Origin of the sequence: Oceanobacillus oncorhynchi, from assembly GCF_000821065.1 — a bacterium.
In the GTDB taxonomy this organism is placed as follows: domain Bacteria; phylum Bacillota; class Bacilli; order Bacillales; family Amphibacillaceae; genus Oceanobacillus; species Oceanobacillus oncorhynchi.
Genome location: NZ_CDGG01000001.1, coordinates 2624752 through 2650338 on the forward strand (window position 1 = coordinate 2624752; position 25587 = coordinate 2650338).

Annotated in this window: 28 protein-coding genes; 18 read left to right on the top strand and 10 right to left on the bottom strand. The window is 39.3% G+C overall.

Annotated features, from left to right (window positions below; translation table 11 throughout):
- Positions 1 to 89: 89 nt before the first annotated feature.
- Together BN997_RS12540 and BN997_RS12545 are read left to right on the top strand one after the other, a co-directional pair.
- Complete coding sequence (locus BN997_RS12540; RefSeq protein ID WP_042536077.1) at positions 90 to 1175, top strand: NAD(P)H-dependent flavin oxidoreductase; 1086 nt, start codon at positions 90 to 92, stop codon at positions 1173 to 1175.
- A gap of 286 nt (positions 1176 to 1461) precedes the next feature.
- Complete coding sequence (locus tag BN997_RS12545) at positions 1462 to 2166, top strand: SDR family NAD(P)-dependent oxidoreductase (RefSeq protein ID WP_244882423.1); 705 nt, start codon at positions 1462 to 1464, stop codon at positions 2164 to 2166.
- A gap of 151 nt (positions 2167 to 2317) precedes the next feature.
- Here the strand turns inward: BN997_RS12545 and BN997_RS12550 are convergent, their stop codons facing one another.
- The 4 genes from BN997_RS12550 to BN997_RS12565 form a co-directional block, all read right to left on the bottom strand.
- Positions 2318 to 2695, bottom strand: a complete 378-nt coding sequence (locus BN997_RS12550) for an FAS1-like dehydratase domain-containing protein (RefSeq protein ID WP_042532705.1) — start codon at positions 2693 to 2695, stop codon at positions 2318 to 2320.
- 257 nt (positions 2696 to 2952) lie between these two features.
- Entirely contained in the window at positions 2953 to 4158 is a 1206-nt protein-coding gene (locus tag BN997_RS12555) for an ISL3 family transposase (RefSeq protein WP_042529866.1), read from the bottom strand.
- Positions 4159 to 4435: 277 nt separating this feature from the next.
- Entirely contained in the window at positions 4436 to 5434 is a 999-nt protein-coding gene (locus BN997_RS12560; RefSeq protein WP_042532707.1) for an inorganic phosphate transporter, read from the bottom strand.
- Between the two features lie 15 nt (positions 5435 to 5449).
- Entirely contained in the window at positions 5450 to 6067 is a 618-nt protein-coding gene (locus tag BN997_RS12565; RefSeq protein ID WP_042532709.1) for a DUF47 domain-containing protein, read from the bottom strand.
- 416 nt (positions 6068 to 6483) lie between these two features.
- Here BN997_RS12565 and BN997_RS12570 point away from each other — a divergent pair, with 416 nt between their 5' ends.
- Both BN997_RS12570 and BN997_RS12575 read left to right on the top strand, forming a co-directional pair.
- The gene (locus BN997_RS12570; protein WP_084612935.1) at positions 6484 to 7350 is read left to right on the top strand and encodes an aldo/keto reductase; all 867 of its coding nucleotides are present in this window, start codon (positions 6484 to 6486) and stop codon (positions 7348 to 7350) included.
- A gap of 157 nt (positions 7351 to 7507) precedes the next feature.
- Positions 7508 to 7864 carry an MmcQ/YjbR family DNA-binding protein gene (locus tag BN997_RS12575; protein WP_042532710.1) on the top strand — a complete coding sequence of 119 codons (357 nt, stop codon included), beginning with the start codon at positions 7508 to 7510 and terminating at the stop codon, positions 7862 to 7864.
- Between the two features lie 459 nt (positions 7865 to 8323).
- On the opposite strand, the gene BN997_RS12580 is transcribed toward BN997_RS12575, so the two are convergent.
- Positions 8324 to 8764: a cell wall hydrolase gene (locus tag BN997_RS12580; protein ID WP_042532712.1), complete on the bottom strand. Its 441-nt coding sequence runs from the start codon at positions 8762 to 8764 to the stop codon at positions 8324 to 8326.
- A 244-nt stretch (positions 8765 to 9008) separates the two neighbouring features.
- Here BN997_RS12580 and BN997_RS12585 point away from each other — a divergent pair, with 244 nt between their 5' ends.
- The 5 genes from BN997_RS12585 (at position 9009) to BN997_RS12605 (ending at position 14121) form a co-directional block, all read left to right on the top strand.
- Positions 9009 to 9857: a helix-turn-helix transcriptional regulator gene (locus tag BN997_RS12585; RefSeq protein ID WP_042536083.1), complete on the top strand. Its 849-nt coding sequence runs from the start codon at positions 9009 to 9011 to the stop codon at positions 9855 to 9857.
- A 108-nt stretch (positions 9858 to 9965) separates the two neighbouring features.
- Positions 9966 to 10553 (top strand): hypothetical protein, encoded by a 588-nt coding sequence (locus tag BN997_RS12590; RefSeq protein WP_042532714.1) that lies wholly within the window; start codon positions 9966 to 9968, stop codon positions 10551 to 10553.
- Between the two features lie 121 nt (positions 10554 to 10674).
- Positions 10675 to 11649 (top strand): TAXI family TRAP transporter solute-binding subunit, encoded by a 975-nt coding sequence (locus BN997_RS12595; protein WP_042532716.1) that lies wholly within the window; start codon positions 10675 to 10677, stop codon positions 11647 to 11649.
- Positions 11603 to 12112, top strand: a complete 510-nt coding sequence (locus tag BN997_RS12600; protein ID WP_052485003.1) for a DUF1850 domain-containing protein — start codon at positions 11603 to 11605, stop codon at positions 12110 to 12112. The genes BN997_RS12595 and BN997_RS12600 overlap by 47 nt, the downstream gene beginning before the upstream one ends.
- Positions 12113 to 12147: 35 nt before the next feature.
- Positions 12148 to 14121, top strand: coding sequence for a TRAP transporter permease (locus BN997_RS12605; RefSeq protein ID WP_042536086.1), 1974 nt, complete (start codon positions 12148 to 12150; stop codon positions 14119 to 14121).
- A 185-nt stretch (positions 14122 to 14306) separates the two neighbouring features.
- Here BN997_RS12605 and BN997_RS12610 read toward each other — a convergent pair whose 3' ends face one another.
- From BN997_RS12610 to BN997_RS12620, 3 genes are all read right to left on the bottom strand, one after another.
- The gene (locus BN997_RS12610) at positions 14307 to 15467 is read right to left on the bottom strand and encodes a DUF418 domain-containing protein (protein ID WP_042532718.1); all 1161 of its coding nucleotides are present in this window, start codon (positions 15465 to 15467) and stop codon (positions 14307 to 14309) included.
- A gap of 20 nt (positions 15468 to 15487) precedes the next feature.
- The gene (locus tag BN997_RS12615; protein ID WP_042532720.1) at positions 15488 to 15952 is read right to left on the bottom strand and encodes a hypothetical protein; all 465 of its coding nucleotides are present in this window, start codon (positions 15950 to 15952) and stop codon (positions 15488 to 15490) included.
- Between the two features lie 355 nt (positions 15953 to 16307).
- Positions 16308 to 16820 (bottom strand): cupin domain-containing protein, encoded by a 513-nt coding sequence (locus BN997_RS12620; RefSeq protein ID WP_042532722.1) that lies wholly within the window; start codon positions 16818 to 16820, stop codon positions 16308 to 16310.
- A gap of 184 nt (positions 16821 to 17004) precedes the next feature.
- Here BN997_RS12620 and BN997_RS12625 point away from each other — a divergent pair, with 184 nt between their 5' ends.
- From BN997_RS12625 to BN997_RS12655, 7 genes are all read left to right on the top strand, one after another.
- Complete coding sequence (locus BN997_RS12625; protein ID WP_042536088.1) at positions 17005 to 17466, top strand: GNAT family N-acetyltransferase; 462 nt, start codon at positions 17005 to 17007, stop codon at positions 17464 to 17466.
- A 275-nt stretch (positions 17467 to 17741) separates the two neighbouring features.
- The gene (locus BN997_RS12630) at positions 17742 to 18371 is read left to right on the top strand and encodes a DUF1232 domain-containing protein (protein ID WP_042532724.1); all 630 of its coding nucleotides are present in this window, start codon (positions 17742 to 17744) and stop codon (positions 18369 to 18371) included.
- 24 nt (positions 18372 to 18395) lie between these two features.
- Positions 18396 to 19337, top strand: coding sequence for an LCP family protein (locus tag BN997_RS12635; RefSeq protein WP_042532726.1), 942 nt, complete (start codon positions 18396 to 18398; stop codon positions 19335 to 19337).
- Positions 19338 to 19393: 56 nt separating this feature from the next.
- Positions 19394 to 19762: a ferredoxin--NADP reductase gene (locus tag BN997_RS12640; RefSeq protein WP_276325315.1), complete on the top strand. Its 369-nt coding sequence runs from the start codon at positions 19394 to 19396 to the stop codon at positions 19760 to 19762.
- Positions 19763 to 19980: 218 nt separating this feature from the next.
- Positions 19981 to 20658 carry a hypothetical protein gene (locus BN997_RS12645; protein WP_139089088.1) on the top strand — a complete coding sequence of 226 codons (678 nt, stop codon included), beginning with the start codon at positions 19981 to 19983 and terminating at the stop codon, positions 20656 to 20658.
- A 194-nt stretch (positions 20659 to 20852) separates the two neighbouring features.
- Entirely contained in the window at positions 20853 to 21194 is a 342-nt protein-coding gene (locus BN997_RS12650; RefSeq protein ID WP_042532730.1) for a PadR family transcriptional regulator, read from the top strand.
- Entirely contained in the window at positions 21178 to 21726 is a 549-nt protein-coding gene (locus BN997_RS12655) for a DUF2812 domain-containing protein (RefSeq protein WP_052485004.1), read from the top strand. The genes BN997_RS12650 and BN997_RS12655 overlap by 17 nt, the downstream gene beginning before the upstream one ends.
- Before the next feature lie 588 nt (positions 21727 to 22314).
- On the opposite strand, the gene BN997_RS12665 is transcribed toward BN997_RS12655, so the two are convergent.
- A complete protein-coding gene (locus BN997_RS12665; protein ID WP_042532734.1) occupies positions 22315 to 22506 on the bottom strand; it encodes a DUF6366 family protein in 192 nt (63 codons plus the stop codon).
- Between the two features lie 223 nt (positions 22507 to 22729).
- Between BN997_RS12665 and BN997_RS12670 the strand changes: the two genes are divergently transcribed.
- Both BN997_RS12670 and BN997_RS23700 read left to right on the top strand, forming a co-directional pair.
- Positions 22730 to 24613 carry a heavy metal translocating P-type ATPase gene (locus BN997_RS12670; RefSeq protein WP_042532735.1) on the top strand — a complete coding sequence of 628 codons (1884 nt, stop codon included), beginning with the start codon at positions 22730 to 22732 and terminating at the stop codon, positions 24611 to 24613.
- Entirely contained in the window at positions 24606 to 24737 is a 132-nt protein-coding gene (locus BN997_RS23700) for a hypothetical protein (RefSeq protein WP_256705961.1), read from the top strand. Before BN997_RS12670 ends, BN997_RS23700 begins: the two co-directional genes overlap by 8 nt.
- A 122-nt stretch (positions 24738 to 24859) precedes the next feature.
- On the opposite strand, the gene BN997_RS22245 is transcribed toward BN997_RS23700, so the two are convergent.
- The gene (locus BN997_RS22245; RefSeq protein ID WP_139089090.1) at positions 24860 to 25477 is read right to left on the bottom strand and encodes a TetR/AcrR family transcriptional regulator; all 618 of its coding nucleotides are present in this window, start codon (positions 25475 to 25477) and stop codon (positions 24860 to 24862) included.
- Positions 25478 to 25587 lie beyond the last annotated feature (110 nt).

Genomic DNA, 25587 nt, shown 5'->3' on the forward strand with positions numbered 1-25587 from the left:
TTTAATCGAAAACCATATAGTCCACAATGAAATGCTGCATGATAAGAAGAATAGAGGCGTAAAGGAAAAGAATAGGGAGGCGGGAAATGATGCTACGTAATGAAATGACAAAATGTTTAAAGATAGCGTATCCGATTATACAGGCACCAATGGCTGGGGGGGTGACTACTTCAAAATTAGTAGCCGAGACTTCGAATGCAGGCGGTTTGGGGATGGTTGGGGCAGGGTACATGGCTCCAACGCAAATACGGGATCAAATCAAGGAAATTCAGAAGCTGACCTCAAAGCCGTTTGGAATTAATTTGTTTGTCCCTCAACCATTCGATGTTTCAGAAGATAGTATGAAAGCGGCAAATCAGGCTTTAACCACAATTCGTCAGCAATTACATTTACCTGATAAGGATAACTTTGGAATTGCTGATTATAATGAAGTTTTGGAAGCATTTAAAGAACAGATTCAGGTTGTCATCGAAGAACAGGTTCCTATTTGCTCCTTTACCTTTGGCATTCCATCCCAGGAAGTGATTGCAGAATTAAAACAACATAATATAACGCTGATGGGAACGGCTACAACGGTTATGGAGGCAGTTCAAAATGAAGCGGCAGGAATGGATATGGTCGTGGTCCAGGGAAGTGAAGCTGGAGGTCACCGAGGAGGGTTTCTTAATCAGGAACAGGAAAGCTCTGATTCTGTCGGTTTAATGTCCCTGCTTCCACAAGTGACGGATGCAATAACGATACCTGTCGTTGCTGCTGGAGGAATCATGGATGGGAGAGGATTAGCAGCCTCGATGTGTTTAGGTGCACAGGGAGTGCAAATGGGGACGGCCTTCCTGACTTGTGTCGAAAGCGGAGCACATCCGGTCCACAAGGAAGCCGTTCTGAGCATTAGTGAGGATCAAACGGTCTACACCCGGTCATTTTCTGGTAAATGGGCGCGGGGAGTTAAAAATCATTTTATCTTAGAAATGCAAAATCATGAAGTATATTTGCCGGATTTTCCTGTTCAAAATACACTGACGCAGGATATTAGAAAAGCTGCCTTTGCAGAGAATAATCCAGATTTCATGTCTCTTTGGTCCGGGCAAAGTACCAGGTTAGCTAAGAGCCAAACGGTTGAAGCATTAATTGAAAATATGGTTGCAGAAGCTAAAAAATTAAATGTAAATATATAAAAATCGTGTTATTGATTCGTTTTTGTATGATGGGGTCAGCTGAATTATTAGGCTGTCCCTTTTTAATATGCAAGATATGTAAAGCAGGGGCTGTCGATACAATAATATTGCAGCCTTAATATCACTTGACTCAATAGAGGCAAAAATAGATTGCCTTATATATGACCTAGCTCCCCCATAATCCCCGTGTTTTACAGCGTCCATCCAAATGTGTAACATGATTAGGCAAAGGGGGAATAGGATAATGACAAACCAAATGAATCGTTTTGAAGGTAAAGTAGCATTGGTGACAGGGGGGCGTTCGGGAATCGGGCAAGCCATCGCGCGTCGCCTGCATGAAGAGGGGGCGACTGTCATCACTGCGCAGCGCGGCGAGGATAAGATGTTCGACTGGATTCCTGCTGATTTCTCCGATCCACAGACACCTGAGCGCGTTGTAGCGGAGGTCATTGACCGTGCTGGAAAGCTGGATGTTTTGATTAATAATGCTGGCATGATGATGGAAGCAGGAATTGAAGAAATGACCTTAGAGGACTGGCAGCGCAACATCGATTTGAATCTGACTGCACCGTTTCTATTGACTCGTGCCGCTTTGCCTTATCTGCGCAAGACACAAGGCAGTATTGTCAATACCAGTTCGGTGGAGGGGCTGGCTGCAAATCCCGGGCATGCAGCCTATGCTGTCACAAAGTCGGGAATTTTAGGGTTAACTCGTTCCATAGCAGTTGATCATGGACATGAAGGAATACGTTGCAATGCTGTTGCGCCTGGATGGATTGACACCGATTTGAACATTAATCTTATCGAAAATTCACCAGATGCTGAAGCATTCAAACGCGATCTCGGAAAAATTCATCCTGTGGGACGGACCGGAAAACCGGAGGAGGTAGCAGCGCTGGTAGCATTTCTCGCTGCTGATGAAGCAGGCTTTATCACAGGACAGGTTTATACAGTAGATGGAGGCAGAACAACCAAGCTGAGTTTGCCTTAATTTTTTCTCTTTTGAAATATATTGTAATGAAGCGATTTTAAACACATTATTTTTACGATTTACTCCCCCTGTAGTAGTTTTCAGGCCTGCTTTAGGGGGAGGTATTCCTCTGCTCCTTTTTCATTTTCCCAATATAAAGATCTGACAAAATTTAACGTATTATCCCGGAAAAGCTTCCTTTTAATACGTTTTTGCCGTGTTGGTTTTTACATAAGAAGGTCGTATCAATTGTTTTTCGATTCTTTTTTGTTTCTTTATATTCTTCAATGAATACTTCACAAGTGATCGTGTCTCCGGTTAAGACAGGCCGTAGAAATTCAAAATTTGCATTACGGGCAAGCACGTTATTATCTCCGCCGATTTTGGTCGGCAGTGTGGCAGTCAACAGCCCTTGAATAACGAGTCTTCCTTGTTCATCAGGAGTTTGGTGATGAACACCTGCATCACCTGAAAGTGCTGTGAATAATTCAACATCCTTTAATGTAAAAGTTCGTTCAAATGTAATGGTGTCTCCAGCTTTTAATGACATGATTTCTATTCCTCCGGTTTAGTTGTCAATAGTAAATATTTTAGAAATATATTTTTATTTTATAGTAGTTTACTTCTTTAAGCTATTCATCATGTGTGCTGGTATGATATAACTCGCTATTCTTCCTCTCAGCTTATTTATGGCAGGGCGTTTTTTTAAAACGACATAAGATGAATCCATTGAAACATGCATTCACCTTGTTGTTAATTAAAGGTTCTATGTCAAATGTGGTGGTGGAATATCATTCCTCCACCTCTTTATTTATAAGCTTGCTTTAACACAAGCTTTACCTCTTGTTGCCATAGAATTTTCTTTCTCATTCGATCAAACTGTTTAATTCCATAAGATAATCTTTTTAATACTTTAATCGTATTATTAACGCCTTCTATGTAGCCATTATTAAAAGGATACATAAAAGAATGCAGAATTTCTTGTTGCCATCTTTTAAATGTACGTGCGACACGATGAAATCCTTCTAATCTGGATGCATTCAACTTTTCCAGACATGCTTCTAATCCCGCTGTGGCATTGTGCGCATCACTTTCCTTAAACCACGTATCCAGTTCATGCTTTAAATCATAGGCTTCCTTTAAACGGAGATCTATCTTTAATAATTCCTGGACTTTCTTCTTCTGATCATCCGAACAGGTTGTCCATGATTTCCACAGAAGTTTTTTGGAGCGTTTCATTCGAATTCGATCTTTCTTGGGCAATTGCTTTTGAACTTCACGGCGGACCTCATCCAAAGCCCAGTAGGCCTGACGCATAAAGTGAAAACGGTCAGCGATAATCAATGGGTTTCCCAGCGCTTTTCGAATCGCTTGTTTAAACGCTTGAGATAAATCCATTACTACCATTTCCACTTTACCTGTATCGCAGGAATTTAAGTACGCTTCAATGGTCTCCACTTTTCGATCTGGCAAGATATCGATAATTCTTCGGTTCTCCACATCGACCACATTCAATTGAAACCTCTCTCCATCTGCGTCGCCTTTAAACTCATCGATCGCAATGACTCGCGGTAACACTTTGCTGGTGGGCAGTTCCTTCTGATCAAACCACCGTAACACACGATTCACTGTTACTCCCGTTACCAGCGCCGCTGTACGAAAGGAACTTACAGCGGCATGCATCATCGCTGCCGTTTGCACACTCGCCGTACACCGTTGATACCGATGGATCATTTGGAGACGCTCATAAAATGTGTGGTGACACGACATACAAATATAACGTCTCTTTCGCAGAGATATATGAACTTCTTTTGTCGTTAACACTGGTCCTTGGATGCTTTGCCAGCGGTAACTGTGTATCCGTTTCGTTCTTTTCCCGCAACAAGGACATTTCTGCATACGCTGTTTCGTGAATAATTCCGCAATCAAATAACTTTCTTCTTCTCTGATATCCCACACATCTACATGTGTATCTTTAATTCCTAATAACTCTGTGATAAAATGATGTTGCACTCTTTTCCTCTCCCATTCCTTTTGTCTCGACAACTCAAGGTTATCAGAGAGAGGAAAAGGAGTGTATTTTTTTGCCTCCGTTCCATCTGGCGATGGAACGGAGGACACCACCACATTCAGTATAGAGCCTAATTAAAACATACTAACATCAACAATAAAAAAGCCTTCCCTAATTAAGGAAAGACCAGATTATCTAAGTGTATAAAGCCTTTCTGCTAAACCTACAGCAGAGATACCAAGCTTTTCATGATTTGTTGTAACAGCAGCTAAACCATTTTCAAATAAACAAATCTAAAATATAATAAATAGCCCCGCCAAGCGCAGCGGTTATTGGCAATGTAATCACCCAGGTGACAACCATCCGTTTGGCTACTCCCCAATTAACTCCCTTAGGCCGATGCGAGGCTCCAACCCCGAGGATACCGGATGAAATAACATGGGTGGTACTTACAGGTAAATGAATGAGTGTTGCTCCAAAGATGACACCAGCACCAGTAAGGTCAGCTGCAACCCCATTTACCGGACGGATTTTCATAATTTTTCCGCCAACTGTTTTAATAATTCGCCATCCGCCGACAGAAGTTCCAAGCGCCATTGCTGTAGCACATGAAGCTTGTACCCAAAAGGGGATATCTGTCGTTGGATGCATCCCCCCGACAATCAATGCCATCGTAATAATCCCCATTGATTTTTGAGCGTCATTCGTACCATGGGCAAAGGATTGTACCGATGCGGTTAAAATTTGTACGAGCCGAAATCGTTTATTGGTTTTTGCTAAATTGCTGTTTTTAAAAATAACTTTAATAATACTGTATATAATATATCCGATGATAAAGGCAATCACTGGCGAGGAGAGCAGCCCTTCAAGAATAGATAGAAATCCTTGAAAATGGATGGCATGAACTCCTGCTGATACAATAACCGCTCCCGTAATAGCTCCGATAATTGCGTGAGAGGAGCTGCTCGGAATTCCTGCATACCATGTCACCAGATTCCAGATGATTGCCGCAATCAAAGCGGCTAAAATAACGACTAACCCATTATCCAATTCAAATGGGTCCGTAATGCCGCTCGTAATCGTTTGAGCAACACCGGTAAAGGTTAATGCTCCGACAAAATTCATTACAGCGGCCAATATAATTGCTCTTCTGGGTGTCAAGGCTTTTGTTGATACCGATGTTGCAATGGCGTTTGCTGTATCGTGAAACCCGTTTATAAAGTCGAAGAGAAGAGCAAAAATTACAATCAATACGATAATTACAGTAAGAAAATCCATTTTTTAACCACTCTTTTACGCGTTTTTCATGATGATGCTTTGAAGTGTACTTGCTGCATTTTGACAATAGTCTGCAATCTCTTCCAGAATTTCATAAATTTCTTTATACTGAATGACTTTAATAGCATCCTTTTCGGTTTGGAATAAGTTCCTTAAGGATTCACGATATAACTCGTCGCAGTTACTTTCATATTCCTTAATCCGAATGGCATGCGCTTCTACATCTTTTAATTGATAGTCAGCAATTAATTCCATGGACGTCAAAATTTCTTCGGCGCATTTCAATATATAATTTGTAAATTGGTCAATATAATCATCTGAAGATAAAATATGATAAATATCCATTCTGGAGGAGAACTCTTCAATCCCATCCATGATGTCATCCAGATTATTGACAAGCTGAAGAATATCCTCGCGCTCAATCGGCGTAATAAAAGCCTGATTTAACTCTTTAATGATTTCATGAACCTTATCATCCGCGACGGATTCATGTTTTTTTATCGTATCGGAAAATTGTTTCAGTGTCTCCGAGTCTTTTACCTTGAAATGAACAAAATAATCTGCCGTTTCATGTAAATGCTTTGCAAAATCAACGAGATAAAGGGAAAATTTATCTGGTTTTTTCTTGAACATATTTCTTAACCTCCATTAAACAAAAAGAAACTTCGTATCCTTGTTTCCTATATATTTTACCAGTGATTTATAGAAAATAAAAAATAACTGTCCGATTTTGTCCATTTTCGTCACGAAGTACATTATACACTTTCATTTGATATTTTGTAGCTTTCTGTTAAAGAATATCCAAATATTTTTCATATTGAATTTCCGCAATTTTCTGCTATTATCCTTGGAGGATAGATGAGGAGAGGAAATAACAATGTATTTCTATTCCGGGAAGTGCTGAACGAAGGATATGTAAAGACAGGTTTTATCCAATTATAATAAAAAACGATTGACCTATAGTTAACTATAGGTACTATAATCATTTTCAAAGCGGGTAAGCTATAAAATAAAGTCTATTCGTTTTATAAATACGAGGAGATGTTCAAATGATTTTAAATGAAACGTATCAGCTGTCAAATAAGATTGAAATTCCTAAAATAGGTCTTGGAACGTGGTTTATTGATAATGATGATGCCGCTCAGGCAGTGATAGAGGCTGTGAAACTTGGTTATCGCCATATTGATAGGGCTCAGGCATATGGAAATGAAAGTAGCATCAGTCAAGGAATTATAAATTGTGGTGTGAATCGAGAAGATTTATTTATTACCACAAAACTTGCTGCAGAAGTAAAATCCTATGAAGAAGCTGTTTCATCGATTAACCAATCCCTGGAGAAGTTAAATCTTGATTATATTGACATGATGATTATCCATAGTCCGCAGCCATGGATGGAGTTTGACGGAGAAGAGCGTTTCTTTGAAGGGAATCGCGAAGCTTGGCGTGCTCTTGAAGAAGCATATGAAGCAGGAAAACTTCGTGCCATCGGGGTATCTAATTTTCAAAAAGAGGGTTTGGATAATATTCTTTATCATTGCAATGTCAAACCAATAGTTAACCAGATTTTAGCCCATATCAGCAATACACCATTTGATTTGATTGCATATACGCAGGAACAAGGCATACTTGTCGAGGCATATTCACCAATTGCCCATGGAGAATTATTTAAAAATGAGGAAGTTGCAGCTATTGCTGAAAAATATGATGTTTCCATTCCGCAATTAAGTATCCGCTATACGTTACAGCTTGGCTTGCTGCCATTGCCTAAAACAGCTAATCCGGAGCATATGAAAAATAATGCCGATGTAGACTTTACCATTTCTGATGAGGATATGGAATTCTTGAAAAATGTCGAGCGCATTAAAGATTATGGAGATGCGAGTGACATGCCTGTGTTTGGCGGGAAATTGAAATAAAAGAATACAGCTCCTCACTTAAATAGCTTTTCTTATCCAAATCGTAAATTTATTGATAACGCTTATGCAGGTTTGATGTTACCCAGAAAAGGGAACAAATTATTGGATAAAGCAATCCATAAATAAGTAGATAAACCAGCGTATAGGGAGATTATCAATGTTAAAAAGAAAAGATATTTTTGAATATGTTAAAGAAAGATATGATGTTAAACCGGATTATCCCTGGGAAAAATCTCTAAATTTTGCAGCTTTAAGGCATAAAAATAATGAAAAATGGTTTGGCTTAATTATGGATATCACAGAAGATAAGTTAGGAATAAAAAGCGATAGAAAAATTGATATATTAAATGTAAAAGCTAGAAAAGAATTTATAGGTTCATTAAGAAAAAATGAAAATATATATCCTGCTTATCACATGGATAAAAATAATTGGGTCAGCATTGTTCTAGATTATACAAAGGATTTAGACGATATCCGAGATTTGATTGCAGAAAGCTATGAATTAACTACCTAAATAATACTTTTAGTCACTTTACAATTAATACACGACTAGAGTTGGTATTGGAGGATGTTTAAAAAGCTCGGTGAAAATGACACTTAAGAAAGAGAATCTTCTGCTAAAAACGCCCACACCATGCGGGCAACGTAGAAGTTACTGCCTCCTGTGGAAGTCCGTTGACTTGCTTTTTCGTTCCTCATTTACCATTTATGTATACTTTAGTATTCAAAGCTGCGTCACCTCGAAATTCTAGATCCTTTTTATCCTGCTTTTTGAATAGGTACTATTAAAAATTTTAATTCTTTAAAAAAGGGACTGTTGCACAATGAAGTAACCATTGTCCAACAGTCCCTTTTTCTCATACATCATAATTCATTTAATAGAGCCATTTTTCATTGGCTAGGTTCTAATAACCTGATTGTGAAAAATCATTTCTCTCATCAGCATTACAAAAGGTATCCAAAAGAAAACGCATCATCTCATATAAACACTGTCACAGGTTCCAGGCGCCGGTTCATAAAAGCAATGCTGCTTAAATTGACCGGAAAAAGGCTGATCATACCATGTTGGAGGGCATGGGGCATACGGATTAAAGTACCAAAGAGCATACTTCGCCGGGTGTTCCCTCCAAAAATCCAGATTCTGTCTTGCTAATCTTTTTTCAAAATTTCTTGCTCTTTGATAAAACATATTTCCTTTTTGAACAGCTTCAAATGAATAATTTCCTCCTTGAACATGGAAAATGACATCGTCAACAGTTCGCAAGTCAACAAAATCACTGCAATCTGCTACAACGCGATTCACAATGACATTTCCAACATATAGCATGCCTTGTTTTCCTTCGCCTTCCGCTTCTGCTCTCATCATCCTCGCCATTACGTCAACATCTGCTTCTCGGTAAGCTATTCTTCCCATTATCTCACCTCTAGATATAATATGAAGGAAAGGCTGCATTCATGACCATGTCAGCTATAATTTTGAAGTACATGAATACAGGTGGAAAAACATCTGCTATACGAGTGAAAGTAATTAGAAAGAAGGAAAACAAGCACACCGCAAAATATATCAAAAAGCAAATCGTGGATTTTGATATTCTATATTTAGATAAGGAGGGGAGCTTACGTTGAATAACTATAAATTCGTTGTAAAAAAATCCATTATGTATATCGAGGAGCATCTGCACGAGCCGCTTACAATAGAAGACATCGCGCGGCAATCCAATTTTTCGAAATTCCACTTCCACCGTATATTTCAAAAATCGGCAGGTATGACGATTACGGAGTATATTCGGATGCGCAGGCTGGCAAATGCCTCTGCTGCTTTACTCTACTCAAAGGAACGAATTTTGGATATTGCATTTTACTATCAATTTGAATCACAAGAATCCTTTACAAGAGCTTTTAAAAAAATATATAAGCTGCCCCCTGGCCAATATCGCAGGCTGATGTCTGATGTGATAAAAAACAAGGAGGAATCGTACATGGAAACAAAAATAAAGGGCTGGTTTTTGAGCGGGTCAGATCCGTTTAGTTATGAAATGGGTGTGGATCATGAAATTGTTCACCAAGGCAAAGCTTCTGGTTACTTAACATCCAAGACCGTACTCGATTCAACGCATTTCGCCACGATGATGCAGGCATTTAAAGCAGACCGTTTTATAGGAAAACGCATTCGGTTGTCGAGTTTTATCCGCACGAAAGATGTAGAAACCTACGCTGGGATGTGGATGCGGGTAGATGACACGACGGAGGATGTCGTTCAATTTGATAATATGAGTAATCGCCCTATTAAAGGGACGACAAACTGGAATCGTTATTCGATTGTGTTAGATGTACCGGAAAAAAGTGCGGTTATTTCGTTTGGCATCAATTTAGCCGGTCAGGGAACGGTATGGTCAGATCAATTTACATTTGAAGAAGTAGATGCAAATACGCCCACAACGAATCTGGAGATACAGGGTGAACTGCAGGACGAACCAATAAATTTATCATTTGAAGAAGAAATATAATAGAAGCGCTGATTTCATTTAGCTTTCGTATAAGAGTTAGTAAGCAAACGGAATCTCAATATATCAAGGGAGGCTGCTTAGCTATAACAAAAGCGGGAGGTGAATCCAATGTTGGGTGAGCTCATAGAGGTTGCCAAATTCTTTCTCGAAATGTTTAAAGGGAACCTGCCAATGGTGCAATTATATGTCATAGCAGGAGGATTATTATTGGGGGTTATTTATGAACTTATATATGAAACCAAACATGAGAGACATAGCTTTTGGTATCTACTGATGGAACGTATTTTTCTGAACATAGCAGGGCTGTTATTTTATATGAGCTTCTATATATTTGGATTAAAAACGCTGCTAAATATATGGCCTTCCTTGCTCGCGAATCATTCCATTGAGGCAGTGAGCTGGCTGGCGATAAGCTCTTATCTAAGTATTGTTTTATTGATTCCTTTGGGGATATATACCGTTAAGAGTAAAAACTTCATTTTTCAAGTGTTTGGGTTCAGTTCTTATTTCATTCTTAGTGGAGTGATTATTACATTGGCTCATACCATTTTTGCACCAAATATCGACTTACCGATCTTGTTAGTACTTTTGAATATACTTGTGAATGCAGCATTAACATTTTTTAGCATGAAATATGAATTCAATAAAAATAGACAAAAAAACATTCATAAATCAACAAAGGCGGCTTCCTCTTGATAGAGAGCCGTCTTTGTTTTTACATGACAAAAATAAATAGTCAATATACCTGAGAAAAGTTCTATTTTAAAAATGGGAGGATTATAAATGTAAGAGAGCAGGGGAAAAGGGGGAGAAAATGATGAAACATAAGAAGCTGGGGTTATTAATCTCATTTATTGTACTAGCTGGGCTGCTGCTTGCGGCTTGTGGAAGCAATGGAGATGATGAAGAAAGTGAGAGCGAGAGCTTGGACAGCAATATCGTAACGATTGCTACAGGCGGAGCGTCTGGTCCTTACAATATTATAGCGACTACCTTAGCGGATATTTACACGAATACGTACGATGTAAACTCAAGAACACAGACAACTGGAGCATCGGCTGAGAATTTAAACCTGATGGCAGAGGAAAAAGTGGAAATGGCTTTTGTGATGAGTGATGCGTTGAGTCAGGCGTTAAATGGGGAAGCGAGCTTCTCAGAACCCTTAGAGGGTATTTCCCAGATTGCGAATTTATATCCGAATGTGGTTCAGATTGTTGCCAGGGCAGATGCTGGGATTGAAACAATAGAAGATTTAGCTGGAAAACGCGTTGCTGTCGGTGATCAGGGATCGGGAGTAGAACTGAATGCCCGTGCGTTATTGGAGGGACACGACATTTCTTATGACGATTTGCAGGCAGATTACCTTGGCTATGCTGAGGCAGCGGATGGCTTATCTTCAGGGCGGATTGATGCGGCTTTTTTAACAAGCGGTTTGCCTAATGCTTCTTTATTAGAATTATCGGAAACGACGGATATTAATTTAGTAACCATCGATGCAGATAATATTACAGAAATCGCAGAGGAACATCCCTACTTTATAGACTTTGAAATTCCGGCTGGCACGTATGGTAACGAGGAGGCTGTTCCAACTGCAGCTGTACCCAATGCGCTGGTTGTGCGCAGTGATTTTAGCGAGGAGGATGTGTATAAATTAACGAAAACATTCTTTGAAAGCCTGGATACCTTAAGTAATTCCCATCAAGCAGCAGAGGATATTTCAATAGAAAATGCTCAGGAGGGGCTTATTGCGCCGTTACACCCGGGAGCTGAAAAATATTTTAATGAGCAATAAGAAAAAAAGAATTTGGATAGGGAGCTCGTTGCTTATCTTGCTCCTTTTTCCTCTTTTCTATCGTATTCCTGTCATAGAAGTAGCGGGAGAGGATACTTCTTTTTTTATCAAAGAGGAAGCGTTTGTTTTAGGATGGATTCATTCGATTGAAAAAGAGGAATGGTTTGAAAGATATCAGAGGAAAGATGAGAAAATCATTTTAAGCGATACGTTTTTTAAAACATTTGGTGCCGGAACTCCCTTTCAAGCCAAGAAAACAATGACAGAAAATGGATTTATTCAAATGGAGCTTGATATAGATTATGAGGATTTAAATGTAACCATTTCTGAATTTGTACAAACTACGCTGTTTATTGGTGATCGTGAAATACCTTTATATCACCATTTTGACCAATATGAAAATGTCATGATTACAACACGAAAATTACCTGTCTGGGAATACATAAGGGGTGATTATTTTTGAAAAATGATAAGCTGCACGCTGCCGCAGATTCTGAGATGTCACAGGACAAGGTAAAGAAGGTACTCGAAAAATATGATTTGGAATCCAATGTACGGAAATGGAACAATAAGTCGATTGTCTGGTTTTTCAGCATTCTGGCGATCAGCTATGCAATATTTCATTTGTATATTACATTTAACCCGCTCCCCACGCTCCTGCAGCGTAATTTTCATTTAATGTTTGGCTTAGGAATGGTCTTTCTGCTTTACCCAACATTTAAAGCCCAAGACCGCAGGAAAATTCCTTTTTACGATTGGATGCTTTTTGGATTAACAATCGCTTCCTGTATTTATTTGTTTACCGTCTATCAGGATATTGTAACGGTACGCGGCGGCGTTGCGAACACTGCCGATATTTTGATGGCGATACTGACAGTTGTTTTAGTGTTTGAAGCTGCACGGCGGGTTACCGGCTGGGTTTTACCTATATTGGCTCTGCTATTTCTAGCCTACCCTTTCTTTAGCCATCAGGATTGGCTGCCGAGAATGCTATTAACAAGGCCTTTTGATTTAGCGGATATTTTCGGGCAATTATACACAAAAACTGAAGGGCTATTTTCTACGGCAATCGGTGCGTCTGTGCAATTCATTTTCTTATTCATTTTGTTTGGCGCTTTTTTAGCGAAATCCGGAATGGGGAAATTTTTTAATGATTTGGCTCTGGCACTTGCTGGTCATAAGCAGGGCGGACCGGCAAAGGTAGCTGTTATTTCAAGTGCTTTTATGGGATCAGTCAACGGCTCAGCCGTTGGAAACGTTGTAAGCACTGGTGCCTTTACAATTCCTTTAATGAAACGAATAGGCTATGATAAAAATTTCGCAGGTGCTGTAGAAGCCAGCTCCTCGATCGGCGGCCAAATTTTACCTCCTATTATGGGAGCGAGCGCATTTATTATGGCAGAAACCACAGGAATATCATATGGAACAATCGCTCTTTCCGCAATTATCCCCGCATTTTTATTTTTTTTAAGCAGTATCATGCAGGTTCATTACCGCGCCGGACGTGCAAATCTAAGAGGCTTGCCGAAAGCGGATCTTCCTCAGGTAAAGAAGGTGTTGAAGGAAGGCTGGCATTTATTGATACCGCTCATCAGTTTGATTATGATGCTATTTGCTAATGTGCCTGTTTCTTATGCGGCCTTTTACACCATCATGATTACCGTTGTTGTATCCTGGTTTAGAAAACATACAAGAATGCATTTCAAAGATATTCTGCAGGCATTGGAAACCGGGACCAGACAAGCGTTATCGACAATCGTTGCCTGCGGGGTCGTCGGCATCGTTATCGGAGTAGTTAACTTAACTGGTTTTGGGGCCACATTATCTTCGGCTATAACGAGTCTTGGTGCCGGTTCATTGATGTTCACGTTACTCCTGACGATGCTTGCGTCGATTGTTTTAGGGATGGGTCTGCCGTCCATTCCAGCCTATATTATTACGGCTACCATGGCTGCGCCTGCTTTGGCGGAGTTCGGTATTCCGGTTCTTATTGCACATTTGTTTGTATTCTATTTTGGTATCTTTGCCAACATCACGCCGCCCGTTGCGTTGGCTTCTTTTGCGGCATCCGGTCTGGCAGGCGGGAGCCCGATGAAAACAGGCTTTATATCGCTTAGGTTAGCCATAGCGGGATTCATCGTCCCATTCATATTTGTTTATGAACCGGCCATGCTTTTGATTGATCCATCGGGCTTGCCTGCGAATGCCACAGAGTTTCCTTTTGCAGCGATCCCTCAAATTATAATGGTTGCTGTAAGCTCTGCCATAGCAGTAGTAGCTATCAGCGCTGCCGTTGAAGGATTTATTCATACGAATCTAAATGTCTTAACCAGGCTGGTGCTTGGGATTAGTTCGTTGCTTTTGATCGTACCAGAGTTCATGACGGATATCATTGGATACCCCATTATTATTTTGATTTTTGTTTTAAACTATATTAAGAGTAAAAAAGAAACGCCGGCAGCTGTTTCTTAAGGAACAAATAAGATTAGAAGGAGTCGTGATGCAGTTCTTGCTGCTTGTGGAATATTAGAAAACTTGGTTGGCACCAAGCCTTTAGGTGACAACCATAGTTACACTTATGCAGTAAGAAAGTTTATACTTACTTAACTGCCAAAGAAAGAAGAAGGCTGGAGCAGAAACCTCTCTAGCCTTCTTCTTTAAGATCGCTGCTTATTATAAATTAAATACCGCAGATAATTTTCTAAAGGCCCGGCTATTTGACGACGTTCCATCCAATACGCAATCGACAGCGTAACCATCCACATCACGGTACCGATCAATAACGACGTGGTGACAGTTAAGGATGCCCCTAGATTAAAAGCAATGGGGGACAACAGGATCACTATTAAAACCTCGTGCAGCACGAAAAATGTTAAGGAACGTTTGCCCATTGCAGCAATTGCTTTTACGAGGCCGCCGCGCTGTTTCATGCGGGCTCCTAACCATCCAAACAGTGCTGCATAACTTAAGCCGCCGGCAAAACCAGTGAGAATATGGATGCCATATACAATCCCGGCGGTGAAAAGACTTGGAAACCAAACATCGTTAATCAGCACAAGCGGGATGGCGCCGGCAAGTGAAATGGTAACCCCGATGACGCTTAATTGTTTTAACAGCTTAAGATGATGCTGCGGTTTAATTAATATATTTATATTCCCCAGCCACATTCCAATTAGGACGGAAGGGATAACAGGGAAGGTAATATGCGTAAATAATGGAATAATCGGGATAGAAACCAGACGCTCCAGTATCGTACCTGCATATGTTTCCTGACCAGTTAGCTCTACCGGTAATCCGTACGACTGGTTTTCTGTCAGGACACCACCCCAAAACAATGGAATGTATATGATACAGATAACCGTAGAGATAAGCACATATTTTTTAATCTTTTTGTTATCCTTTTTCAAGCAGGAGACTAACAAAAGACCTGCAATACCATAGGTCATCAAGATATCCTGACCGCCTGCAACCCCGGCGAGGATAGCGCCAAATAATATCAAATACCAGCAGCGTCTCTTAATCAATCGCTTTGCTTCTGCTGTACCTTTTCTTTCTGATTGCTTACGGTAAATCATGACGAGACCATAGCCGAACAGGATAGCAAATAATGGACGTGCCCGATTATCCACGGTGATTTCCATTAGAAAATTTAAGAAATGATCGAATGCTGTACTGCCGGAAACTTTGGTGATGACGCCTGGTTCGATGGTATATAAAAACAATGGGATATGTGAAAGGATTATCAGAAAAAGCATGAAGCCTCGTGCAAGATCCAAAGAAAGTGCACGCTTTGTTTGAGTTGTTTCTAAATCAGCCATGAATCCTCCTCCTCATTTCTTCAGCCTTTTTTATTCCTTAGCTTATTAATCATCCATATCACTCCAGCTATAAAAAGCACAGCTAATATAACAACATCAAATTTGCTTGGATAATTGTCAATAAACGTGCGGACCGGTTCAGGAAGCCTTCCTTGAAAGATTGCATCGACAGCTGTTCTGACTATCGTCAGCAGAAATATAATAAGCTGCAGTAAAAGCAAGATTGGCAGCAGACCAAAACCGCCAATAAACCATTTCCAAGCCAATGCTCCATTAAAAAAATAAATAATAGCAGCCAGTATAAATACCACACTTATAAGAGAAAAGATAATGAAACGAATCCATTGGGCGAATACCAAGGATTCTAAACTGTATAGGTGCATCACATAGGAAAATGAAAGTATCGATAAAATAATACTTAGCAACGGTATGATACGCTGGAACCAGCGGGGGAGATGATGAAATTCATCAGTTTTATTGTCCATTTTTAAACTCCTTTATTAAGTAATCAACATGTAATTTGGTTGATTGATTATATTTTTGGTTGTTTAATCAAAATTTATCATTTAGGACTTTCTTTGTCAAGTAAGCTATCAATCTATTAGCTGACAAAAAATCCTGCCTTCAAGAGGCAGCAGGATGGATTTCAGGGAATAGGCAGGTCAATTTAAGCGTATGTAGAAGAGAGGTTGCTGGCTTTATATTTTGTATTGGTTATCATCTTTTCATTAACAAAAAGAAACCATTTGATAAGGCTGTCATCAACATGGTTTCTTTGTGAGGGAAATATTCTGTATTTTATTCGTAGAATGCTTTTTAAAACACGATGAAGCATCTGCTTTATTCATCCGCCCAATATGAAAACAGGAGACCACGTTCGCCAAACAATGGATCGGTATCAGGTAATGGAACGTTCTTGATATTCGCCAAGTTTTCGGGGCGCTCTTCAGCCTTTCCATAACAAAAATCATAACTTTTCCCATTCGGATAGGCGCCAATTACAGCAAAATCTGTACTGCCTTCCAGCAGTTTGTGACCAACCCCGGCTGGAAGAATGGCTGTATCGCCTTGTTCAACCTGTATCTGTTCTCCCTGTTCCCCGCCAAGCTGAAGCTGAGCGGATCCGCTGACTACGGCAAGAACTTCATGTGTATTACTATGATAATGATGAAAAGAAGCAACACCTCCACGCCATGCGCCCAGCCAGTTATTTTTTGTTAAAATTGCTTTTACATCGTCCGTTGAAGTTATTACATCTCTGTATAAAAGCAGCGGATAGGTCGGATTGTTTGGAATTGAGCCGTCATCTTTGAATTGCAAGAATTTTATCTCCACATCTTCCGGATGTTTCATGATTCTTCCCCTCCTTCAAAAAGCTTTTGTTGCTTTCTTTCCCTGCAACGAAGAAATAAAACATGTGAATGTAAAATAATTTCTTCTATAATAAATAATAGATACATGGAAAAGAAGAACAAGCTTGGTGGAAGGGTATTACAAATTAAAATGAGGAAGCTGCTGCATGAAAGGAGACAGTCAAATGCATTTTCGAAAAGCTCAAAAAGAAGACTTACCTGCCATCGTCCGCTTATTAGCTGACGATGAATTAGGTTCCGGACGTGAAAGGTATGAAGATCCTTTGCCTGAGGAATATGATCAATCTTTTGATGCAATAGAGGCTCAAATCGGAAATCAGGTTATTTTAGCTTTGGAAGAAGAGGAGGTTATCGGCTGTATTCAATTGACCATTATTCCTGGATTAGCAAGATTAGGGATGAAGCGGGCGCAAATTGAGGGCGTGCGGGTGGATAAGAAGTATCGCGGAAAAAGGGTAGGGGAAGCTTTGTTTAAAGAAGCGATTGCTATCGCAAAAGCGGAAAAATGCGGGCTAGTGCAGCTGACAACAGATAAACAGCGCAATGATGCGCATCGTTTTTACGAAAGATTAGGTTTTTCTGCAAGCCATGAAGGAATGAAATTAATTTTTAAAATGGAAAAGTAATCAACACAGAGTAAAATAAGGTGCAATTCTGTTATAACAAGGATTGCACCTTATTTTTTATCGACGGCATAAATATCTTCCCGAAGTTTAAAGGGCTGTAATGTTTATTTGGTTGTTGACATTTTGTCAACGTTTGGATATATTGTTTAATAGATTATTAGCTTATCTGACTGGCGATATTTTAAACGATACAGCCGTCACTGATACTTTTGTAATTGTCTTAACTCAAGTGACGCTAACCATCAAACATCACTATAAATGAAGGGATAGCATATATGTCTGCAGATAATTTTGGTAATAAATTAAAAATGCTATTACATGCTAAATCAATGACGGTAAGAAAATGCAGTGAGCAGACCGGTATTGATAAAGGGACCATTTCACGTATTATCAATGGAAAACGAAAAGCAAACATCCAGCACTTAAAAAAGTTTGCTTCTTGTTTTGATATACCGCTTATAGAACTTCTGCACGCTGCCGGTTATTCCATACACGCTGATGAAGCGCGTGAGATTTCAGATATGCATACATCCATAGAAGAAATTCAGCAAATACTAAAGGCATCGGATCTTTACAATAATCATTTAAGTACAACTGCCGTTGAGCAGCAATTAGACAGGTATGAACAAAATGCCCAAACAGAGGAAGGAAAACAAATTATTCATAATCAGTTTAAGAAAAAGCTTGATGAAGTAGGCAGCATTGGTCCATTTATTAATCAACTCAAGGATTTTTATGCACAATTTGCACAATATAAGAGGGATCCCTTTACTTTAGCTGTCATGGGAGGTGTATTATTATATTTTATTACACCGTTCGATGTAGTTCCTGATTATATTTTCCCTATTGGATATATGGATGATGCTATCGCAGTACAAATTGCTTTAAAAAAACTTTCTAACTAAAAGAATATACAAGGAGCATTCAATATGAAAAGACGTGAAAGAAAATCTGGAAAGCGGAAATGGATACGGCGTGTTCTGTTACTTGTTTTCGTCTGCATCATTGCGGCAGGAGCCTATATCATTACGCAATATTATCAAGGATTATCCGAAGCAAGTGAAGGTCAATACAAGGACGATGGTACAACCTTTATTCCATTTGAAGGATCAGAACCGCAATTTGGAGAAATAAATGTTTTAATGATAGGCAGTGATACCCGTGGAGAAGAGCGCGGGCTCTCGGATACAATTATGATTGCCAACTATAATCAGGAAACCCATGATATAAAACTAGCTTCCATTATGCGTGATACATACGTAGAGATACCTGGATATGGCATGCAGAAGATTAATGCTGCATTTGCATTTGATGGTCCCGAACTGCTCAGACAAACGCTGAAGCAAACTTTTGATATCGATTTACACTATTATGCAGTGGTCGATTTCGAAGGCTTTTCCAAAATCGCAGATATTATCGCTCCTGATGGTATTGAAGTGGATATCCCGCATCAAATGTCAGAGGATATCGGAATGACACTTGAACCAGGGCGACAAGTCTTACATGGAGACGAACTGCTTGGCTATGTGCGCTTTCGGAAGGATGCAGATGGAGACTACGGAAGAGTGCAGCGGCAGCAGGAAATAATAGGCAAGCTGAAAGATGAAGCGGTAAGTATCCACGGTCTGATGAAATTGCCAAAGCTTTTAGGCGTTGCTGATCCATACATTGATACGAATGTAGATAGTAAAACCATTCTTACAATAGGAAAAGGACTGATTAGCGGCAGTGAACACCCGATGGAAACATTAAGAATTCCTGTAGATAATTCCTATCAAAACGTCCGGACCGACGTTGGAGCTGTGTTAGAAATCGATGCAGAACAAAATAAACAAGCTCTTGAAGAATTTTTATCAGCAGATAGGGAATAAAAATTTGTACCCTGCATAAAACGGAATCAACGCCGGCAGTATTTCTCATTGGCGGTATCGGTATCACCCCGATTCGAAGCATGATCGCAGAGGCTACCAATCAGAAAACAGACCATGACCTTACATTGCTGTATTCGAATAAAACACCGGAGGATGCACCGTTTTTATCTGATTTTGAAGATATGGAAAAAAGAAATCGTCATTTCACCTTTGTCCCAGTCATGACAAGGTCGGATGCGGATGAATGGAGCGGAGAAAGAGGGCATATCGATGCCGAGCTGCTTAAGCGGTATGTTTCCGATATTAATAAGCCGATATATTATTTATCCGGACCCGGCGATATGGTAGAAGCCATGCAGAAAATGCTTGTAGATGCCGGTGTCAATGAAGATAATATCCGGTCTGAGGAGTTTGCAGGGTACTAAAAGGTTATATTCTAGAATGAATTTCTTTGAAATAATAAAGAGAAAACACCCCTGAAATTAGATTTTTAATCTGTTTTCAGGGGTGTTTCATGTGATTTCCAAAGTAACGATAGGATAAATGAAGGAAGGCTGGGCTTATTATAACGATGATGAATTGATTAGAAAAACCTATTGCCAGCTAACGCGAAGTCTGTATATGATAATAGCAACTTCTCTCTATGAGAAAAATGAAGGAGCAGATGATGATTACAGATGAAATTCTTTCTACGCTATTTGTAGTTGGCGGCTTTTTGATTCTTTTACTTATTGTTTATGTTTTTAGCAAAATACCTGGTTCCGGCCTTATCTTTCGTTTTATTCGCAGACTTTTTCTGATTCTGTGGAGTATTGTTATTTTAGGTCTAACTTTCTTTATGTTCTTTATGGTCGGCTATATGGTGATCGTGTTCTTTACGTTTAATGGAAGCGAAGAGGGAATCTTATACCAAGGAGAGCCGATAAACTTTTTGATTGGTGATAATGCGAGAGACGCAGCATTTTTTACGATGCTTTATGCTGGCTTTTGCCTGGTGGCTGTATATATTATTTCGTTTATTTTGGCGATGGGGCGGAAGGTTACGCGTGTCAGCAGAAGGTTCCATGCTGAAATTATTTTAGTTGCTATGATTGGTTTGGTATTTACTGTATTTCCTGTTGTGGTTGAGTCGGTTTTACCAGATTTTGAAGTGGGGCGTTATGGGAGATATGCACTTGGTGTTCTGCCACTGATGATGTATATCCAGGCACAAATGAAAAAATCCAGAGAACGCCGGGGGAATGGACGCTACCCTTCTCGTAAGGAGCGGTTCTATCGCGATTTGAATGAGAAGCAGTCCAATCGAGCTGGGAAATTCTAAGGTGTTTTTATACAACTTCTCAAAAAATAATATGTTTGGAATTGAAAAACCTCGTTTGGAAGGTTTGTCGCATTGATGAACCTTTCAAACGAGGTTTTTTATATCGTTGACAGTTATATCGGGTTACGATATACTAAATTATATCGTCAGTCGATATAACGTGAACAAATATAAAAAGATGAGGAGATAATAAGATGCAGAATGAGCAGATAGCTTTAACAGAAGCGGTTTATTACACGCTGCTTTCTCTATATAAGCCGCTTCATGGTTACGGGATTATGCAAAAAGTAGAAATGATGTCAGCGGGAAGAGTGACTCTCGCAGCGGGTACGCTATATGGTGCTTTGAATAACCTGTTAGACAAGGGCTGGATTGAGGCTCTTCCTAAAAATGTTAATAATCGAAAAAAAGAGTATCTCATTACCGCCCAAGGGAAGAAAATGGTGGAGATGGAACTGTTAAGACTGCAAGAGCTGATTAATAACGGAAAGAAAATAGTAGAAATGGAGGAAAAGGACAATGGAGAAAAAAGTTAAAAAGCTTTTCACTGTCTGGAAATTTGCCGAAGAAGAGCAATGGTTAAACGAAATGGCTTCAGATGGTTGGGAGTTGGTAAAAGTAAGTGTACCCAATTATCGTTTTATAAAAAGCACTCCCAATAAATACATTTATCGATTGGAATTACTCGATCCAAAATTAACGAAAAAAGAACGCAAAGATTACATTGATTTTATGGAAGAAACCGGAGCGGAGAAAATTGGAGAGTTTTCTAACTGGATTTATTTTCGTAAAAACGCTGAACTAGGAGAATTTAATATCTTTTCTGATTTGGATTCAAGGATTGTACACTTAAAGAGGATGTTTCAGCGTCTTCTTGCTGGATTTATTTCGATTATAACGATTTTAATTTTTTCAACTGTGTTGATGATAAATAATTCTACTCCTTATATTTTATCAATGATTACAACGGTTATATTCGTTTTAATTCTATGCTTGTTCTTATATGGATTGATCCAAATAAATAAACGAAAAAAAGAACTGGCAGAAGAGCGACAATTTAGAGAATAAAAATAGGATTGATTTAAACCGCCTATTTGTCAGGGATTATTGTCTTTTTATTAGTAGGAAAAAGTGATAAATCAATGACTTTATGTTCTTATAAAAAGTGCCTGAGAGTTTGACTTAGGCACTTTTTTAAACGCTTATAACTTAAATCGCTGGAAATTATAAACTCAACTTCCGCACATTAAAAAGTAACTTCATTTCTATAGAAACAGGGGGGGTGATCGTTCCTTCGATAACCCCTTGACAAAGAATAAAAGGTGAAGTGTAAAGCACCGCTGAGGCGGACCATTTTGCTTTCCGACGTACAGGACGTACTAGTGCAGACGTTGCAACAAATGTTTTCGATGGGGTTGCGATTACTCACCCCATCGAAAACATTTGTACGTCGGAAAGCGGCGTGGTTGGCCGGAGCGGAGCTAAGCACCATCACCAATTCCAAAAAGGCCGGATATTTCACCAAAATGCAAGCATGGTAATGGAGAACATGTTCACCCTGAAATAGCAAAATATATTTGCTTATTCTTAGGTGCGAAAGTTGAGTTATAAATAATAACAACTATCTTCTAAAGCCATGCAACTTAAATCCGCTGTCTACTTTACAAATAGTAATACAATAACACCGGCAATAATTAGAAGCAGAATTAAAATACCTGTACCTTTCCATCCTAACCCGCCAACTAAATCGGACAGGCCTCCACCATGAATACTGCTTGATGATTTTTTAAATTCCTCTTGCCGGAGTCTTTCTCTGGTTTCTTCGGGAGTTTCTTTGTCATTACGCATAAACGAACCCCACCTTTGATAATATTTCCTCTAACCATTGAAATAAGTCTCTTACCTGTGACTATAGCATATCCTAAATAAAAATTGTCACCATTTCTACAAACAATCCAATGAAAAGTATGATATACTATTTATAATAATTATAATATAACATTAATTATAAATAAATGAAAATGATAATCAATATCAGAGATTTGTATGGTGTTAAAAGGGGGAGTGTAAAATGACGGGAACAAATAGCAGTGGTACTTTCTTATTGTATCTCAAAATACATGGAGAAATCATTGCCGCAGCAATAAGCGGAATACTTATTTTGACTGCCTGGATATTATCCGGCCATATTAGTCACGCCTTATGGATTACTTTATTGATTGCTGCTTTTTTAATTGGCGGTTTTGCAAAAGCGAAGGAAGGAATCACAGAGACATATAAAACCAAAAAATTAAATGTAGAGCTGCTGATGATTATTGCAGCTATTGGAGCAGCTTCCATCGGCTACTGGGCAGAAGGAGCTATCTTGATTTTCATCTTTTCTTTATCCGGTGCTTTGGAAAGCTATACGGAAAATAAAAATAAGAATGAATTGAAAAGCCTGATGAAGCTGCAGCCGGAAACTGCTACCCTGCTAAATGGTGAGATAATAAGCATTAGTGAATTAAAACCGGGTGATTGCATTACTGTAAAATCAGGGGAGAGAATCCCGGCAGATGGAATTATTGTCAAAGGAGATACAACCGTAGATGAGAGTGCATTATCCGGAGAATCGATTCCTATTACTAAAACAGTAAGCGATGAGGCCTATGCTGGCACAGTTAATCTTGGCAGCAGTCTGCAAATTGAAATAAATACGTTACCGACAGAGACCATGTTTCAAAAAATTATCGAGCTGGTTCAAGATGCGCATGAAGAACGATCTCCCTCTCAGCAATTTATTGAGAAATTTGAAGGGGTATATGTCAACGTTGTATTGGTTACTGTTGCTGTGATGATGTTTCTTCCACATTTTTTATTTGGCTGGTCCTGGACTGATACCATCTACCGCGCCATGATTCTATTGGTTGTCGCTTCGCCATGTGCGTTAGTTGCTTCGATTATTCCGGCGACTTTATCCGCAATTTCCAATGGGGCGCGTCAGGGGATTCTGTTCAAAGGTGGTGTGTATGTAGAATCTTTAGCTAAATTAGATGCGGTTGCTTTTGATAAGACAGGGACGTTGACCAAAGGAGAACCTGCCGTCGTTGATTATTTTATAAAGCAAGGAGAGAATAGCGAATCCTTGGCAAATGTTATTTATACGATGGAAAGTGAATCCATTCATCCGCTGGCTCAGGCTATGAAACAATGGGCGAGCGTATCCCGGGGAGGTCTAAGAGAGTTATCTGCAGCTGTCAAGCACCATAACGGAAAAGGGCTGTCAGCTGAATTGGATGGAGTGTCTTGGTGGATTGGTAATGCAGAATTGGTTGGAAAGCAGGACGCAGATCAGTTCCTGCAAGTCTTTACTCCACAAGAACAAGCGACGACCAATATATTTGTGCGAAAAGATGCGGAGATTATTGCTGTATTTTTGCTGAAGGATACTCTCCGGCAAGATGCTGTTGAAGCAATACAAGAGCTGAATAAGCTTGGTTTAAGAACGATTATGCTGACAGGTGATAATCAAGCAACTGCAGCAAGCATTGCTCAGGAAGCTGGAATTACAGAATTCCATGCCAATTGCTTGCCGGAGGATAAGGTAAATTATTTAAAGCAGCTGAGAGCGCACAACCAGCAGACAGCAATGATTGGCGACGGTGTAAATGATGCGCCGGCCCTGGCGACAGCTAACATTGGTGTGGCGATGGGCGCAGGAAGCGATATTGCTTTGGAGACAGCAAACGTTGTGCTGATGAAAAATAATTTAGCAAAAATGGTTAACGCGATTCGGATTTCGAAAAAAATGAATGCCATTGTAAAACAGAATATTATTTTTTCTCTTGCTGTCATAGCTATTCTGATTGCCAGCAATTTTCTGCAGATTATCAATATGCCCCTGGGTGTGATTGGGCATGAGGGAAGTACGATTCTTGTTATTCTTAATGGGCTGCGGATGTTAAAGGGTGAATAAAAAGTCAGCGGATACCGTCGTTCACATGCCAAATGAAGATAGCTCTGATTCACCATCATCTCATATACAATCAAGAGAGCCGATTGATGAAGAGTTGATGTTCTTTGATAAAGCAAAACAATAATGCGGAATTAACCGTATAGAAGCTTTTCCTGTCTTATTTCAGAAGGGAAAGCTTCTTTTCTATGCTGCAGCGGCTTTACGCTTCATATCCTGTTCAGCCTTCATTCATTATTTTATCCTGCGTTACTTTTTATTATTAAATATATCGCTGAGCACCTTCTCAAATCCAATTTCCGAGATTTCGTCAAACATCCCATCTACTTCCTCTTTGGATATATTCATGTTATTTTCATTCCAAAGCATCCACGTATGAATGATTCCTGAAAGCAAAAATTCAATGATATATTCCAATTTGATTTGATCTTTTTCATTTAAATCTTTTACTTGCTCCATTACTTTCGTTCGAGCTTCTTTTTTATATTCGTATAAATAATCTGGATCTCCATTTGGTCCAAGCAGCACCATAATCCGTTCATTCATTTTTTCGTTCAATTCGTCATCATAGGATTGTTCTACTTCAAAGCGGGCTCGTTCTTTCTCTTCCTTTGTAATACTGCCCAGATCATGGTCTTGAAACCACTGTAAAACAGCTGAGATTAATTCTTCTGATGGTACAAGGCCTTGTTTGATTTCATTCAGTATATCGTATACGTCCGTATAATAATTATAAAAGGTTCCTCTGTTATATCCTGCGCGGTCTGTTATTTCCTTAATCGAAATTTTATTGATAGGTTTCTCTTTATAAATATCCCAAAATGCTTCCTGCAAATTAAATTTTGTCTGTTCTTTGACACCCATCATGAATCCCTCCTTTTTTCAACAAATGGACCCTAATTGTTCATTGTTTAATGATACGTATCTCCTTACAATAAATAATACAACATGTTGTTGAAATTTTGAATAGACAACAA